This window comes from uncultured Aquimarina sp. (assembly GCF_947500065.1).
Classification (GTDB): Bacteria; Bacteroidota; Bacteroidia; order Flavobacteriales; family Flavobacteriaceae; genus Aquimarina.
This window is the reverse complement of sequence record NZ_CANMQT010000004.1, coordinates 117,759-133,828: the sequence shown is the minus strand read 5'-3', so window position 1 is coordinate 133,828 and position 16,070 is coordinate 117,759. Positions and strand designations below refer to the sequence as shown.

The window sequence follows — 16,070 nt, the reverse complement described above, 5'->3', positions numbered from 1 at the left end:
ATGAAAAAAATACAAATCATATTTTTAGTACTTATCGGTTGTATAATTTCTTGTAATGAGGACGATCCAGAAACGAATACAAATAATTTTGAAGTAAGAGAGTTTTTAGACGATGTAGCTACAAATAATATTCTACTTTCTGTAAACGAATTTAAGAATCAAACTGATGCTCTTAATTTGGCTGTTGAGGTATATCTTAACGATATTAATGAAACTAATTTGGTAACGGTAAGAAATCAATGGAAAAGCACTGCACTTGCATATGCTTCTATTTACGCTTTCAATATAGGGGAAGTACGAGATCGATTTTTTCATCAAGCGTTATACAATTGGCCAACGCTACCTAACGCGATAGAAAGTTTTATTGTTGACAATACAGAAATTAATGAAGAACTAATAACATCTATTAGTCCTCAAGCTAAAACGTTATCAGGATTAGAATATTTGGTTTTTAAAGATTCTTTGGGGAATACAAACCAGGAATTTACACTATCAGATAATAGACAGAATTATTTAAGATTTATAGCTTTAGAATTAAAAAATCAAGCAAGTCGATTATTAAATGTGTGGGAAGAATCTGGAGAAGATTATGCAAGCGTGTTTGTTAATAGTCAAGCTACAGCAATTGATGGTTCTTTTAATAGACTTTACAATGGTTTATTTAATCTTATAGATACGGGTAAAGTTACAAAAATTGGAAAACCAGCAGGGTTAGAGAATTCAGAAAACACTAACCCAGAACTTACCCAAGCATATTTTAGTAACTCTTCTCTAGAGATTTTGAGAGAAAATATACAAAGTGTAGAACGGGTTTATTTTAAAACCAATGGATTAGGAATCTCTGATTATGTCTTTTCGGTTATTAAGAATAATGAGTTGAACAATGCTATTAAAAATAAGATTGATGAGATCTATGAATCTATAGACGGAATACCAGTGTCATTATTTGAAGCAATTACAACTAATCCAAATGAAGTGGAGGTATTACACAAAAAATTAGATGAACTTGGAATATTATTTAGTGTGGATGTAAGAAGTGTTTTGTCTATAATCATTACTTCTACAGATAATGATGGAGATTAATAATCTTTTTTAGTAAAGGATAAAATTGTATCTGTGTCAAACCCAATAGTTACTTGATCTATTAATTTATCTTCGGATGTAAAGTTTAGTACAGTATTGTTGGGTAGCGTAGTGGTGTGCATAAAATGATCTCCCATAAAAACAGTCTTGTTAATTTTTATACTCAGGTTGAAATCTGATGGGATGTTGATTTTAAATTGATTAACTCGAATTGCGTATTTTTTGTTTTCTTCTTTTGTATTGTATCCGAAACAGGCTAAATCCTCTTCTGATAATTGCGAAATTGTACTAAAAAGAGAGGCGACATAATAATCTTTAGGTTTTTTGTATAGTTTTTTGATAGACCCTTTTTGTATTTTTTTTCCTTCTTGTAATATTATAATTTTGTCAGCAATAGCTATAGCATCTTGTGTGTCATGTGTTACAAATATGGCAGTAACTCCGGTTTTTTTTATAATATCAAAAATCTCATTTCTAAGTTGAACTCGCAGCATTACATCTAGATTGCTAAATGGTTCGTCAAGTAATAGTAGTTTAGGTTTTGGTGCTAATGCTCGTGCAAGAGCGACCCTTTGTTGCTGTCCTCCAGATAATTGGTGTGGATATCGATTTTCATAGCCAGTTAAGTTTACTAATGTTAACATTTCAGAGACTCTTGTTTTCTTGTTCTCTGATTTAGAAAGGCCGTAAGCAATATTTTTAAAAACAGTTAGATGAGGAAACAATGCATAATCTTGAAAAACAAGTCCAACATTTCGTTTCTCAGGAGGAATAAAACTATGCTCAGAAGCAACTTCAGTATTATTGATACTAATTGTACCACTATCAGGAGTTTCTAACCCAGAGATTAATCGAGTGAGTGTAGTTTTTCCACTACCACTTTCGCCTACAATAGCAATTGTATCACCTTTTTTAACTGATAAATTGATATCGTTGATAACCAAATCTTTTCCATTATTGAAAGATTTTGATAATTGTTTTATTTTTAAAATGTTACTCACCCAGTTTTATTTTTCGTTTAATATCAATCGATTTAGTATTATTATGGGGACGATACCGGTAGCTATAATACATAACGAAGGTAAGGCTGATTCCATAATAAGCTCATCACTGGCATACTCGTATGCTTTAACAGCTAAGGTGTTTATGTGGTAAGGTTTTAAGATGAGTGTCAATGGTAGTTCTTTCATTACATCAACAAAAACTAAAATAAAAGCACCAATCACACCTGATTTTAATAAAGGTAATTCTATATTAAAAAATGTTCTAATGTTTCCTTTTCCTAATAATTTAGAAGACTCTGATAGTGATTTTCCTATTTTTAATTGATTCGCTTCTATTGGATTATACGCAACAGCTAGAAACCGAATAACGTAGGCATATAAAAGAACTAAAATGGTACCATTGATTAGTAATCCTATCTTGATATTCCATAAATCTTTTACGATTTTTATGAACCACTTATCTAGCGTAAGGGAAGGAATCATTACTCCAACTGCAATAACTGCGCCCGGTATTGCATACCCTAAGATTGTTATTCTAGAAACCTTTTTTAATGCTTTTAATCGGTTCCATTTAGGGAAATATAATATCATTAATGCTGTGAATACCGTAAAAAAAGCGGTTAAAAAAGAAATACCTAAACTTTGAAGCGCAATAATGAAAAATGAAGATGATATAACATCTTTATAGGTTAAGAATGACCAATAAATTAATTGCGAAAGAGGAATTATAAAACCAAATACTATCGGAATACTAACAATACATAATAACAATAACTGTCTTTTTGTAGTGACAGTTTTTTTCTTTAGTATGTTATTACTTTTATAAGAATTGTAATAACTTTTAGCTCCACGCTGAAGACGTTCCAGGTAAATAAGGATAAATACTACAAAAAGAAGTATCGCAGATAGATATACTGCTGTTGATGGTTCTCCTAGAGAAAACCAAGATCTGAAAATACCAGTAGTGAATGTGCTAACGCCAAAATATTTTGCAGCGCCATAATCATTTAGCACTTCCATTAAAACTAGTATTAATCCGCCTACAATAGCAGGTCTGGCTACAGGTAAAACAATTTTAAAAAATGTACCTCGCTCAGTTGCACCTAATAGCTTTGAGGCTTCTATAAGTCTTCCTGATTGATATAGAAATATGGCTCTGGCGCTTACATATATGTATGGAAATAAAGAAAGACTTAAAATAAGTATAAGCCCAAAAATATTCATGACATCTAACTTGAATGAAGAAATACCGATTGTTTTCATTAGTATTTCCAGGGAGCCTCCATAATCAAATATTCCGGCATATGCATAGGCTGTTATATATGATGGAATAGCTAAAGGTAGAATTAACATCCACTCTAAAAACTTTCGATAAGGGATTTCATATCTACTAACTATCCAAGCAGAAGAAACGCCAAAAAACAAAGTCAATATGGAGCACCCTATAACTAACCATATTGAATTAAGAATATAATCAGCTAGCACATGCTTTACTAGATGTGACCAGGTTTCACCTGGTCCAGAAAATAATTTAAAAAATATAGTGAGAATAGGTATGGCAATACAAACAACAATGGCCAATGTAAATATTGACCATTTGTTAGTATCTCTTTTTAAATATATATCCTTAAGTAATTTCAAAATTTATTTCCAACCAGCTTCATCAAAAAGAATGACAGCTTTCTTGTTGTTTTTACCCAATAAAGATAGTGCTAATGTATCTTCTTTGAATGATCCCCAAGATTGAAGCAATTCTGAAGGTTTTACTTTTTTGTTTACAGGGTATTCATAATTGGCTTTTGCAAATACTTCTTGAGCTTCAGCACTAGCTAAAAACTCAATAAACTTGATTGCATTATCTTTATTTGGGGCATATTTAGCTACTCCAGCACCACTTATATTAATGTGCGTGCCACGATCTTCTTGATTAGGAAAAAAGACTCCAACCCCATTACCTGCCTTAACTTCTTCAGGATTTTTGGAATTTAGTAATTTACCAATATAGTAAGTATTTACTACTGCAATGTCACCTTCTCCAGCTACGACAGCTTTTACTTGATCTCTGTCATTTCCTTTTGGAGATCTAGACATGTTTGCTACTATTTTGGTAGCCCAGTCTTTTGCAGATTCTTCTCCATTATTTGCTATTATAGAAGCTAGTAAAGATTGATTATAAATATTTCCGGAAGATCGGATTAATATTTTTTTATTCCATGTTGATGAAGCTAGGTTTTCATAGGTTGATAATTGTTCTGGTTTAATTCTATCTTTTGCATATACAATAACACGTGCTCGTTTTGTTAAGCCAAACCATTGATTATTTTCATCTTTCAGATTAGTTGGAATAATTTCATTTAATTTTTTAGAGTCAATAGATTGTAATAAATCTTTATCCTTTGCCCTTACTAATCTTCCTGCATCTACAGTGATTAAAACATCTGCAGGTGATTGCTCTCCTTCTTCAGACATTTTCTGAATTAATTCATCTGCTTTAGCATTTACTACATTCACCTTGATGCCTGTTTGATTTTCAAAATTGGCAAATAATTCTTGATCAGCCGGATAGTGTCTATGCGTATATACATTAACAACCTCTTTTTTTGCGATTGTTTTTTCTTGAGAATCTTGACCTTTTTTATCGTTCTTGCATGAAGACGATACGATAAGTAATGTTATTAGTAGATAAATGTATTTCATTTGTTATGATATTTAATAGTATAGTAATTCGTGTTAGAAAATAGTAAGGTTTTGCATAATCCGTCATCACCAGCCAACCAAAATAGCATGAGGTGAATAATAAATATGTTTAATTTTATTATTTAAAGGATTTTTTTTGCAAAAGTAGTGCTCTCACTTAAAACGGCAAATTTATTTAGAACAAATCTTAATAGCGGGAATGTTTTTATGAATTTATCAGACGGATGTTTTAGCTAATACTATAAAAGTCAATTACCCTAAAAATTCAGGGGTTTTTAATTCAAAATTGAAAAATTTGTATTCTTGATAAACGTTTAGAATAAAGAAAATGACCAAACGACGTGTATTTATTTTGAGGAATAAAAATAAAAGTGCCCAGAATGGGAGTCGAACCCACACGCCCTAATGGACACATGGCCCTCAACCATGCCTGTCTACCAATTCCAGCACCTGGGCAAAACTAGATGCATAATTATAATATACTATAAAACTAAAAAAGTACCACAGGGAAATGTGATACTTTTTTTAGTGACCGGGCTGGGGCTCGAACCCAGGACCCTCTCCTTAAAAGGGAGATGCTCTACCAACTGAGCTACCAGGTCATTGATAAATTAATTATCAAATATTTTAAAAGAACTTTTTAATAAATAATCATTAAAACTTAATCATTATTCATTTGTTTGTGACCGGGCTGGGGCTCGAACCCAGGACCCTCTCCTTAAAAGGGAGATGCTCTACCAACTGAGCTACCAGGTCATACATTCTTTTTTCCTTGAATGCGGGTGCAAATATACTATCATTAATTTATTTTTCAAGAAGAATTTAATATAAATTTACATTTTATTTTAAATGCCCTTTTTTTTAGGCATAAATAATTTAAATTTTAATTTATGAACATCATTTTATTGGGGTATATGGGATCTGGTAAATCATCCATTGGCAGGGATTTAGCTTTTAAATTGAAAATGAATTGTCTTGACCTGGATGATTATATTGAAACTCAAGAAAAAAAATCAATAAATCAAATTTTTCAAGATAAAGGAGAGATATATTTCAGAAAAAAAGAAAATTTATATCTAAAAGAGGTTCTAGAAACCAAAAACAATTCTATAATTTCTTTAGGTGGAGGGACTCCTTGTTTTGCAGGGAATCTAGAATTAATCAAAAATAATAAAAGCGCTAAGAGTGTTTATCTAAAAACTTCTTTACAGGAATTAGTTAATAGATTATTCTTGGAAAAGGAAAAACGGCCATTAATAGCACATATAACTTCTAAAGATGATCTTAAGGATTTTATTCGGAAACATCTTTTTGAACGATCATTTTACTATAATCAGGCAGAGTTTGTGATTTCTACTGACGATAAAACAGTCGAAGAAATTGTAGTGGAAGCGCAAAAAGCTTTATTCTAGTATCGCAAGATCATTTTCTCCAAAGGTGACGTTTACATGCTCATGCAATGAAGTGGATAAGGAAATACCTTTAAAATCTGCCTTAATTGGATATTTTTTATGATTACGATTTACTAAAACCGCTGTTTTGAATCTGGTTAATGGAACATCTAGAAAATGTTTTACACCATAAACCAAAGCAGTACCAGAATTTAGAACATCATCAGCTAAAACAAGTGATTTGTTCTCATATGCTGATGCCGAAATCGAAGTTTCAACAGTATTCTGAGGAGAAGATTTATCCATTGTGACCTTACATAGAGTAATAGCAATATCAGAAATGTCTTCTAAAATAGTTTTTAGGCGTTGCGCAAAAATGAAACCGTTTTCAGCAATACCAGCAATAATGATCTCATTTTCATTTACATTCGTCTCGTAAATTTGATAGGCAATCCGCTTAATCTTATGCTGAATTTGTTCGTGAGTTAGGATAATATTGTTTTTAGCTTGCATAAGTAATTATAGTATTAATTTCTTCAATTGACTTCAAATATAAAAAACAGTTCGTTACCCATACGTGGAGGAATAGAATTATAACATTTTTCTAATCTTTTAATTTTGAAATGAGAGGAGAACAACTCTTGATATTCTTCTTTATTACCTCCAAATGGAGGGCCTAGTTTTTCAAATTTAATATCAAAAAATACACCGATTAGTTTTCCTTTTGGGTTTAATAAAGATTTCATCTTAGTAACATACTCGTTTCTTTGATCAGGTAATAATGCGCAGAAAAATGTTTGCTCTACAATGACATCAAATTGATCTTCTAAATTAAAAAAATCGGTATGTAGTATCTGAGATTTGGGAAAATCAGGAACCTTTTCTTCAAACTTATTGAGTGTTTCTTTTACAAAATCTAATATGTATATATTTCTAAACCCTTTTTCAAATAAATATATTGCTTCATAAGCATTTCCGCATCCGGGAATTAATATTTTAATATTTTTATTCTCTACTTGGTTAAAATATGAAATAATCGGAGGAGCTGCATATCCGATATCCCATCCAGTTTGATGTTGCTTGTATTTTTTACTCCAGAAATGTGAATCTAAATTCATTCTTCACTATCCTTATCAGTAGGTTCTTCAAACCAATCATCAATATCTCTTCTGTCTTTTTTAGTAGGTCTACCTAAACCTTTTGTTCTGTGGTATTCCTTGGAGTATTTTAAAAGATCAAGTTTTTGCAACGTTTCTGTTGGAGTAACGTCTTTACGATATATGTCGACTAGCTTAGCGCCAAGTCGGCTTTTTGGTGTGTCTAGTACAACGAGTTCATAGTGGATCTGGTTTTTGCGAACGGTTATTTTATCTGTAGGGTATACTTCTCGTGAGGGTTTTATAATATCTCCATTAACGCGAACTTTACCTTCTTTGCAAGCCTTTGTAGCAATACTACGTGTCTTGAAATATCTGATGCACCATAAATATTTATCAACTCGCATAAAAAATGATTAAAAAATACGTTTTATCTCTAATAATAGTTAAGCAAAAGTACAAGAAAATTGTATCTTGCGCCTTCAAAAAAGCAATCAGATGAATATAAGAAGATATATTTTTGCCATAGGTGTTGTTGTGGCGGGCTTTTATGCCTGTAGCGGTGATGATGATAATGGTATTGAGAGTGTTCCGCCTAGAGACAGGGCAGAACAACAAGCAGATGAAGATCCAATAATTCAAAGCTATTTGAAAACTCATTTTTATACTGAAGTTGGGGTAGATTTAAACAATGATAATATTCCTGAGTATACTGTAACAAAATTTGACACTATAGCTGGAGCCAATAGTAGCGAAACGTCAATATGGGATTCAGGGTTTCTTGAAACTAAAACGATTACTAGAGAAGATACTGCTACAGAACAAGATGTAGATTATACTATATATGTTTTGAATTTAAATAGTGGTGCTGCAACTGAACGTCAACCTACATTTGCAGATTCTACCTTTGTAACATATAGAGGTGAATTGTTTTATGATAATCAAGATGAGGATGGTGATGGTATCCCAGACGAAGCAGATGTTGATGCGGATGGTGATGGACAAGCGGATTCAATTGATGATGAGGTTAGAACGGATAGAGATGGAGATGGAATTGCAGATGATAGTGATGCAGATGATGATGATGTACCAGGTACGGATTCTGGGAAAACCGATTCTGATGGTGATGGTATTATTGATCAGAAAGATCCAGTAGATAATAATGATCTTGACAGAAAAGTATTTGACAATGCTGTTACACCATTATGGTTTGATCAATTAGCACTTATCGAAGGGTGGAGAGAATCTATTGTAGATTTTAAAGGAGCTTCTAATTTTATTATGCCAGATCCTAATGGAGATGGAACGGCAACTTATAATATGGATTTTGGTAATTTCACAGTCTTTTTCCCTTCTGGTTTAGGATATTTTTCTTCCTCTGCACCTGGTGGAGAAGTTCCGTTATATTCACCACTTATTTTTAACATCCAGTTATATGGAGTTAATCAATCCGATCATGATAATGATGGAATACCTTCTTATCTAGAAGATATTGATGGTGATAGATTGGTTTTTGATCAAGACGATGATACAGATGCTGATACAGTTCCAGATTATTTGGATGCAGATGATGATAATGATGGAACATTAACCAGAGATGAAATAACAGTTAATGACGCTAATGGAGATGGTTTTATTGAATTGGATGAAATAACATTTTATGATGATGATGGTGATGGAATAAAAAATCATCTAGATGCGGATGATTCTGATGAAAAAAACTAAAAATAATATTTAAAAAAGCCCGGTAAATTTACCGGGCTTTTTTAAATATTATTTTTAGGAAATTACAAATCTAAAGCTACACTTAGTATAAATTGATTTGGTCTGGAATCCACTCTGATGGCCTGACCAGTATTTTCGTCAATTGCCTGAGCTTGGTTTTTGCTAATTCCTCTTTCGTATCTTAGATCGATATTAAGACGTCTTATCTGTAGTCCTACTCCAAATTGAACACCCACAGTGAACTCGTTTTTAACTTCACTTAATCGTACATCTTCTAAGTCGTTATCTACAATGTACTGTAAAGAAGGACCACCAAAAACATGTAAAGGTCCTAGGAGGTATATTCCTGCTAAAATAGGTAGATCCAACTTTTTTAGATTATAGTCTAATTTTCTGTTGTTAAAAGAGTAAGAACTACTGTTCTGGGTATACTGTAATTCAGGTTTTAGATAAAAATTTTCGGTAATATCTCCTCTTAAAAAAAGACCAATGTGATAACCTACGCGATCATCAGCATTTTCTGATAGTAAATTACTACCAGCATTGGTGACATCATTGAATTCAATTTTACCATTATCTCCATAATTAAGACCAGCTTTTACACCGAAGTTAATTCCTTTTTCTTGTGCGATAAGTCCGAAGGAGTTGAAAAGAATTAAAAACACTAATACATTTTTCATTTTAAATGAGTTTTAAAAGATGAATAAAATAATTAACTATTTTTTGGTAGAGGTCAGTGTTTCTTTTATAACGACAATAGCATCAGATTATTCTAATAACCAATAAAAAAGCCTTCCATTTTTTTATGGAAGGCTCTAAGAATTAATTGTGTTTAAATGCTGAATGTTATTTTCTCTTTATAACTTTTTCTACAGCGTTTGTTATAGCTTCAGCGTTTAATCCGTATTTTTCCATAAGTTGATCTGGAGTTCCGCTTTCACCAAAAGTATCATTAGTAGCAATAAACTCTTGTGGAACTGGGTAGTTTTGAGCTAGTACTCTAGATACACTTTCTCCAAGACCTCCTAAGAAGTTATGCTCTTCTGCAGTAACAATACAACCTGTCTTTTTAACCGAATTTAAGATAGCTTCGTTATCAAGTGGTTTTATAGTATGGATGTTAATCACTTCAGCGCTAATTCCTTTTGCATGTAGAGCTTCAGCAGCTATTAATGCTTCCCATACAAGGTGACCTGTAGCTACAATTGTTACATCAGAACCATCTTGTAAATGAACAGCTTTTCCTATTTCGAATTTTTGATCTTCAGGAGTGAAATTAGCTACTTTAGGTCTTCCGAAACGTAAGTATACAGGACCTTCATATTCTGCTATTGCAATAGTAGCAGCTTTGGTTTGATTAAAGTCACAAGGATTTATTACTACCATTCCTGGTAACATTTTCATCAACCCAATATCTTCTAAAATCTGGTGTGTTGCACCATCTTCTCCCAGTGTTAAACCAGCATGAGATGCACATATTTTCACGTTTTTCCCGCTGTAAGCAATGGATTGACGAATCTGATCATAAACTCGACCAGTAGAAAAATTAGCAAATGTTCCAGTAAAAGGTATTTTGCCTCCAATAGTTAATCCAGCTGCAATTCCCATCATATTAGCTTCAGCAATTCCTATCTGAAAAAAACGATCCGGATTGTTTGCTATAAATGCATCCATTTTTAGAGAACCTATAAGATCCGCACAAAGTGCTACAACATTTTCGTTTGTTTTTCCAAGTACTTCAAGACCAACTCCAAAACCAGAGCGAGTATCTTTTTTTCCTGTATCTATATATTTTTTCATGAATATTTTTTTTAAGTAATTTCTGTTTTACAGAAATCTCTTTTGTATGCCTTAATAGTCTCCTAAAGTCTCAGGGTTTTGTGCTAAACCTATTTCTAATTGTTCGTCATTTGGAGCTTTACCGTGCCAAGCATGTGTGTGCATCATAAAATCTACTCCATTACCCATTACAGTATGCATTAATATACAAACTGGTTTTCCTTTTCCAGTTCTGCTTTTTGCTTCCTTTAAGCCTTCGATTACAGCTGTAATGTTATTTCCTTCTTTAATTTCCATAACATCCCAACCAAAAGCCTCAAATTTAGCTCTAAGACTACCTAAAGGCAATACATCATCCGTTGATCCGTCAATTTGTTGTCCGTTAAGGTCGATAGTAGAGATAAGATTGTCCACTTTTTTTCCAGAAGCATACATAGCTGCTTCCCAAACCTGTCCTTCTTGTAACTCTCCATCTCCATGAAGACTGTATACAATATGGTTGTCATTGTTCAGTTTTTTTGCTTGCGCAGCTCCGATAGCTACAGACATTCCTTGTCCAAGAGATCCTGAAGCAATTCGGATACCCGGAAGACCTTCATGTGTGGTAGGGTGTCCCTGAAGTCTACTGTTAATTAATCTGAATGTGTTTAACTCTTCCACCGGAAAATACCCACTTCTCGCTAATACACTATAAAAAACTGGAGAGATATGTCCGTTAGATAAGAAAAAAAGATCTTCTTCTTTTCCATCCATATCGAAACCATCTTTTCTTTCTAGAATTTCTTGATAAAGAGCTACAAAAAATTCTGTGCATCCCAGAGAACCACCTGGATGCCCTGAGTTTACTTTGTGAACTTGTCGCAGAATATCTCTACGAACCTGAGTTACAAAATCTTCTAATTGTTGTGTTTTTGGCATTGCTATGCTAATTGGCTTAATGATTAAGGCGCAAAAATAAAGGTTTTGATAACCGTGGCAAAATGTCTGATCACCTTTTAATCAAGATACTATTGTTAATAACGAAAAGTTTTCGCAATCTTCACTTTATCAAAGTAGTTTTAGTTAGTTATCTTTGCGCTCTACGAAATAAAAATTATGCAATTCGACCTATTATCTACTGATCCTCAAAGCAAGGCAAGAGCTGGAAAAATAACAACTGATCACGGAGTTATTGAAACTCCAATCTTTATGCCTGTTGGTACTGTTGGTACCGTAAAGGGAGTGCATCAGAGAGAACTGAAAAATGATATTAACCCTGATATTATTTTGGGAAATACATATCATCTGTATCTCAGGCCGCAGACGCCGATTTTGGAAAAGGCAGGAGGATTGCATAAGTTTATGAATTGGGATCGAAATATTCTTACCGATAGTGGAGGATATCAGGTATATTCTTTATCTGCAAATCGTAAAATTAAGGAAGAAGGTGTTAAATTTAAATCTCATATTGATGGTTCTTATCATGTGTTTACTCCAGAAAATGTGATGGAAATACAGCGTACTATAGGAGCAGATATTATCATGGCTTTTGATGAATGTACGCCATATCCTTGTGATTATGGATATGCTAAAAGAAGTATGCATATGACGCACAGGTGGTTAGACAGATGTATGCAACATCTCGAAAAAATTCCGGTTAAATATGGATATGATCAGACTTTTTTTCCGATTGTACAAGGAAGTACTTATAAAGACCTTAGAAAACAGTCTGCAGAGTATATTGCTAATGCTGGAGCCCAAGGCAATGCAATAGGGGGATTGTCTGTTGGAGAACCGGCTGAAGAAATGTATGCAATGACAGAAGTAGTAACAGAAATTTTACCGGAAGATAAACCGAGATATTTAATGGGCGTAGGAACACCTATTAATATATTAGAGAATATTGCATTGGGAATTGATATGTTCGATTGTGTTATGCCTACTCGTAATGCTCGTAATGGAATGCTTTTTACTGCTCATGGTACAATGAATATGAAGAATAAAAAATGGGAAGATGATTTTTCGCCTATAGATGAAATGGGAATTACATATGTAGACACAGAGTATTCTAAGGCATACTTGAAACATCTTTTTTCGGTAAATGAATTATTAGGAAAACAAATAGCAACAATACATAATTTAGGCTTCTATTTATGGTTGACTCGAGAAGCTAGAAAACATATCTTGGCGGGTGATTTTTATTCCTGGAAAAATATGATGGTTAAACAAATGGATAAAAGATTATAATTTGAAAATATTAGATTGGTACATACTCAAAAGATATCTAGGAACATTTTTCGCAATGATTCTTTTATTTATTCCTATTGGTATCATAGTAGATCTTTCGGAAAAGATTGATAATATGTTGGAACACAAAGTTCCTTTTACTGCGGTTGTATCTTATTATCTTGATTTTACGGTCTATTTTGCAAACCTATTGTTCCCATTGTTTGTTTTTCTTTCAGTGATTTGGTTTACTTCTAAATTAGCTAATAAAACCGAAATTATTGCTTTCTTAAGTTCTGGAGTTTCGTTTTGGAGATTCCTTAGACCTTATATAATAGGAGCGATTATTATTTGTTTAGGAGCGTTAGCAATGGGATTGTTTTTAGCACCTAAGGCAAGTCAGGGATTTAATGAATTTAAATATTCTTATCTAAAAAAGGGTAAAAAAGTTCAGGAAACCAGAAATGTATATAGACAATTAAACGATAGTATTTTTTTGTATGCTAATGATTTTAAACCACTTCAAAAAAAGGCAACTAATTTTACATTAGAATACTTTGATGGAAATAAGTTAGTGACTAAAATTTCAGCAAGAACAATTACCTCTAAGGACAGTATTTATGAATTAAGAGATTTTGTAAAACGTACTATATTGGAAGATGGGGATATTATAGAAAAAGCTAGAAAGAAGGATACAGTTTTGCCATTTAATATTGATGAATTTACACCAGTAACCTATGTTGCGGAAACACTTAATTATATGCAATTAAGTAAGTTTATCGAAAAAGAAAGCAAAAGAGGGTCTTCAGATATTAATCGTTATAAAGTGGTAGCTTATAAAAGATGGAGTATTCCTATTTCAGCATTTATTCTTACAGTAATAGGTGTGGCAGTTTCTTCTATGAAAAGAAGAGGAGGAATGGGGATTAACTTAGCTGTAGGTATTTCGTTAGCCTTTATTTTCATCTTTTTTGATAAAGTATTAGGTACTATGGCTAACCAATCTGATTTTCCACCATTAGTAGCGGTATGGTTTCCGAATGTTTCTTTTGGAATTTTAGCAATTTATCTATTGTATAATGCCAAACGTTAAGCTTCAGAACTATCTGCACTTTCATTTTATCGTATTTGTATGGGGTTTTACAGCGATACTAGGAGAATTGATCTCTATTGATGCATTGCCTTTAGTTTGGTATAGAATGTTAATGGCTTCAGGGTTTATTTATATCTACATCTATTTCAGAAAAATTTCCATAAACATTTCTAAAAAGCTTTTAGTTACTTTATGTGTAGCTGGAGCAATCATTGCATTGCATTGGATTACTTTTTTTGCAGCAATAAAAGTATCTAATGTTTCTATAACTTTAGCTGTTCTTTCTACCGGAGCATTTTTTACTTCAATTTTAGAACCAATTTTCTATAAAAGGAAATTAATTTGGTATGAAGTTGTATTTGGTCTTATGGTGATTTCTGGTTTATACATTATTTTTAATGTAGAAGGAGATTATTTTTTAGGGATTATTTATGCGATATGTTCTGCATTTTTGTCTTCAGTTTTTTCTTTGATAAACGGAAAAATAGCACAACAATATTCGCCGTCGATGATTTCTTTTTACGAACTATTAAGTGGAGTAGGTTTTGTGACCATCTATTTAATAGGGATTTCCTTTTTTGGAAACGAGAATGATGGTTTTTCTGTTTCTTTCTTTCAATTGTCAACATCCGATTGGATATACCTTATTATTTTGGCATCTTTTTGTACAGCCTATGCTTTTATTGGTTCTGTTCAGGTAATGAAATACTTAAGTCCTTATACAGTGATGCTAACAATTAATTTAGAACCAGTTTATGGAATAGTACTGGCTTTTTTTATTTTTGGTGATTCAGAAAAAATGAACCCTGGGTTTTATTACGGAGCCCTTATTATATTAGGCACTGTTGTGCTAAATGGAATATTTAAAAACATTAAAAAAATAAAAAGACAAAGGTCTTAATACTAGTTTAACAAGTATTGTTTTATATTTGTCCGCTAACCCTAGTTAAAATAAAATAAATATATTCTTGATATGGAATATTTAGAATTTGAACTCCCCATAAAAGAACTCGAGGAACAATTTGAGAAAGCTTGCGCTATAGGAGCGGAAAGTGACGTTGATGTTACTGACACCTGCAAGCAAATCGAAAAGAAGTTGAACGAGACTAAAAAGGAAATATATAAGAACCTTACAGCTTGGCAACGTGTCCAGTTATCCAGACATCCATCTAGACCATATACCTTAGATTACATTAATGCAATCTGTGGAGATTCTTTCTTAGAATTACATGGAGATCGTAATGTTAAGGATGATAAAGCTATGATAGGAGGTCTTGGCAAAATTGGAGACCAAAGCTTCATGTTTATAGGACAACAAAAAGGATATAATACCAAAACAAGACAATATCGTAATTTTGGTATGGCTAATCCTGAAGGATATAGAAAAGCACTTCGTTTAATGAAAAGTGCGGAAAAATTTGGTATTCCTGTAGTTAGTTTTATAGATACTCCTGGTGCTTATCCAGGCTTAGAAGCTGAAGAAAGAGGCCAAGGAGAAGCTATTGCTAGAAATATCCTGGAAATGACTCGTCTTAAGGTGCCTATAATTGTTATTATCATTGGAGAAGGTGCTAGTGGTGGAGCTTTAGGAATAGGAGTAGGTGATAAAGTATTAATGTTAGAGAATGCATGGTATTCTGTGATCTCTCCAGAAAATTGTTCTTCTATCCTATGGAGAAGTTGGGAGCAAAAAGAAATTGCGGCAGAAGCATTAAAACTAACAGCAAAAGACAGTGCCAAACTCAAAGTAGTTGATGAAATCGTAAGAGAACCACTTGGTGGGGCACATAGTGATCGTGAAAAAACATTCAAAACCGTACGAGATACAATTTTATCTTCTTTTGATGAGATGAAAAACTTATCACCAGAAGAATTGGTTGAAAAGCGTATGGATAAATATGCTAATATGGGAGTCTTTAAAGGCTAACCCCTAATAAATCACTTGACACAAAAATCTGAAGTTTTTGACTTCAGATTTTTTTATGCTTATTAACAA

General features: G+C 32.7%; 16 protein-coding genes and 3 tRNA genes. 7 read left to right on the top strand and 12 right to left on the bottom strand.

Going from position 1 to position 16,070, the window contains the following annotated elements:
• Positions 1 to 1,083: an imelysin family protein gene (locus Q0975_RS13410; RefSeq protein WP_299437452.1), complete on the top strand. Its 1,083-nt coding sequence runs from the start codon at positions 1 to 3 to the stop codon at positions 1,081 to 1,083.
• Here Q0975_RS13410 and Q0975_RS13405 read toward each other — a convergent pair.
• The 6 genes from Q0975_RS13405 to Q0975_RS13380 form a co-directional block, all read right to left on the bottom strand.
• Positions 1,080 to 2,084: an ABC transporter ATP-binding protein gene (locus Q0975_RS13405; RefSeq protein ID WP_299437450.1), complete on the bottom strand. Its 1,005-nt coding sequence runs from the start codon at positions 2,082 to 2,084 to the stop codon at positions 1,080 to 1,082. The genes Q0975_RS13410 and Q0975_RS13405 overlap by 4 nt on opposite strands.
• 6 nt (positions 2,085 to 2,090) lie before the next feature.
• The gene (locus Q0975_RS13400) at positions 2,091 to 3,728 is read right to left on the bottom strand and encodes an iron ABC transporter permease (RefSeq protein ID WP_299437448.1); all 1,638 of its coding nucleotides are present in this window, start codon (positions 3,726 to 3,728) and stop codon (positions 2,091 to 2,093) included.
• A gap of 3 nt (positions 3,729 to 3,731) precedes the next feature.
• Positions 3,732 to 4,784: a Fe(3+) ABC transporter substrate-binding protein gene (locus Q0975_RS13395; RefSeq protein WP_299437446.1), complete on the bottom strand. Its 1,053-nt coding sequence runs from the start codon at positions 4,782 to 4,784 to the stop codon at positions 3,732 to 3,734.
• Between the two features lie 372 nt (positions 4,785 to 5,156).
• Positions 5,157 to 5,240: transfer RNA gene (locus Q0975_RS13390), tRNA-Leu, on the bottom strand.
• A 73-nt stretch (positions 5,241 to 5,313) separates the two neighbouring features.
• A tRNA-Lys gene (locus Q0975_RS13385) sits at positions 5,314 to 5,386 on the bottom strand.
• A gap of 81 nt (positions 5,387 to 5,467) precedes the next feature.
• A tRNA-Lys gene (locus Q0975_RS13380) sits at positions 5,468 to 5,540 on the bottom strand.
• Positions 5,541 to 5,674: 134 nt separating this feature from the next.
• Between Q0975_RS13380 and Q0975_RS13375 the strand changes: the two genes are divergently transcribed.
• On the top strand, positions 5,675 to 6,196 hold the full coding sequence (locus Q0975_RS13375) for a shikimate kinase (RefSeq protein ID WP_299437444.1): 522 nt from the start codon (positions 5,675 to 5,677) through the stop codon (positions 6,194 to 6,196).
• On the opposite strand, the gene Q0975_RS13370 is transcribed toward Q0975_RS13375, so the two are convergent.
• Genes Q0975_RS13370 through Q0975_RS13360 form a run of 3 tightly spaced genes read right to left on the bottom strand, consistent with a single transcriptional unit; the run spans position 6,188 to position 7,679 of the window.
• Positions 6,188 to 6,688, bottom strand: a complete 501-nt coding sequence (locus Q0975_RS13370; protein WP_299437442.1) for a phosphoribosyltransferase family protein — start codon at positions 6,686 to 6,688, stop codon at positions 6,188 to 6,190. The two genes, Q0975_RS13375 and Q0975_RS13370, sit on opposite strands and share 9 nt — an antisense overlap.
• Before the next feature lie 23 nt (positions 6,689 to 6,711).
• On the bottom strand, positions 6,712 to 7,293 hold the full coding sequence (locus Q0975_RS13365) for a methyltransferase domain-containing protein (protein ID WP_299437440.1): 582 nt from the start codon (positions 7,291 to 7,293) through the stop codon (positions 6,712 to 6,714).
• The gene (locus Q0975_RS13360; protein WP_299437438.1) at positions 7,290 to 7,679 is read right to left on the bottom strand and encodes an RNA-binding S4 domain-containing protein; all 390 of its coding nucleotides are present in this window, start codon (positions 7,677 to 7,679) and stop codon (positions 7,290 to 7,292) included. Before Q0975_RS13360 ends, Q0975_RS13365 begins: the two co-directional genes overlap by 4 nt.
• A 91-nt stretch (positions 7,680 to 7,770) precedes the next feature.
• Between Q0975_RS13360 and Q0975_RS13355 the strand changes: the two genes are divergently transcribed.
• Positions 7,771 to 8,997, top strand: a complete 1,227-nt coding sequence (locus Q0975_RS13355) for a hypothetical protein (protein WP_299437436.1) — start codon at positions 7,771 to 7,773, stop codon at positions 8,995 to 8,997.
• A gap of 62 nt (positions 8,998 to 9,059) precedes the next feature.
• Here Q0975_RS13355 and Q0975_RS13350 read toward each other — a convergent pair whose 3' ends face one another.
• The 3 genes from Q0975_RS13350 to Q0975_RS13340 all read right to left on the bottom strand — a co-directional run bounded on the left by Q0975_RS13350 (position 9,060) and on the right by Q0975_RS13340 (position 11,694).
• Positions 9,060 to 9,677 (bottom strand): porin family protein, encoded by a 618-nt coding sequence (locus Q0975_RS13350; RefSeq protein ID WP_299437434.1) that lies wholly within the window; start codon positions 9,675 to 9,677, stop codon positions 9,060 to 9,062.
• 166 nt (positions 9,678 to 9,843) lie between these two features.
• A complete protein-coding gene (locus Q0975_RS13345; RefSeq protein WP_299437432.1) occupies positions 9,844 to 10,797 on the bottom strand; it encodes a transketolase C-terminal domain-containing protein in 954 nt (317 codons plus the stop codon).
• A gap of 51 nt (positions 10,798 to 10,848) precedes the next feature.
• Positions 10,849 to 11,694 (bottom strand): transketolase, encoded by an 846-nt coding sequence (locus tag Q0975_RS13340; protein ID WP_299437430.1) that lies wholly within the window; start codon positions 11,692 to 11,694, stop codon positions 10,849 to 10,851.
• A gap of 177 nt (positions 11,695 to 11,871) precedes the next feature.
• Here Q0975_RS13340 and tgt point away from each other — a divergent pair, with 177 nt between their 5' ends.
• The 4 genes from tgt (at position 11,872) to Q0975_RS13320 (ending at position 16,001) form a co-directional block, all read left to right on the top strand.
• Positions 11,872 to 13,002, top strand: a complete 1,131-nt coding sequence (gene tgt, locus Q0975_RS13335) for a tRNA guanosine(34) transglycosylase Tgt (RefSeq protein ID WP_299437428.1) — start codon at positions 11,872 to 11,874, stop codon at positions 13,000 to 13,002.
• Between the two features lies 1 nt (position 13,003).
• Positions 13,004 to 14,074, top strand: a complete 1,071-nt coding sequence (locus Q0975_RS13330) for an LptF/LptG family permease (protein WP_299437426.1) — start codon at positions 13,004 to 13,006, stop codon at positions 14,072 to 14,074.
• A complete protein-coding gene (locus tag Q0975_RS13325; protein ID WP_299437424.1) occupies positions 14,061 to 14,975 on the top strand; it encodes a DMT family transporter in 915 nt (304 codons plus the stop codon). The genes Q0975_RS13330 and Q0975_RS13325 overlap by 14 nt, the downstream gene beginning before the upstream one ends.
• Positions 14,976 to 15,047: 72 nt before the next feature.
• Entirely contained in the window at positions 15,048 to 16,001 is a 954-nt protein-coding gene (locus Q0975_RS13320) for an acetyl-CoA carboxylase carboxyltransferase subunit alpha (RefSeq protein ID WP_299437422.1), read from the top strand.
• Positions 16,002 to 16,070 lie beyond the last annotated feature (69 nt).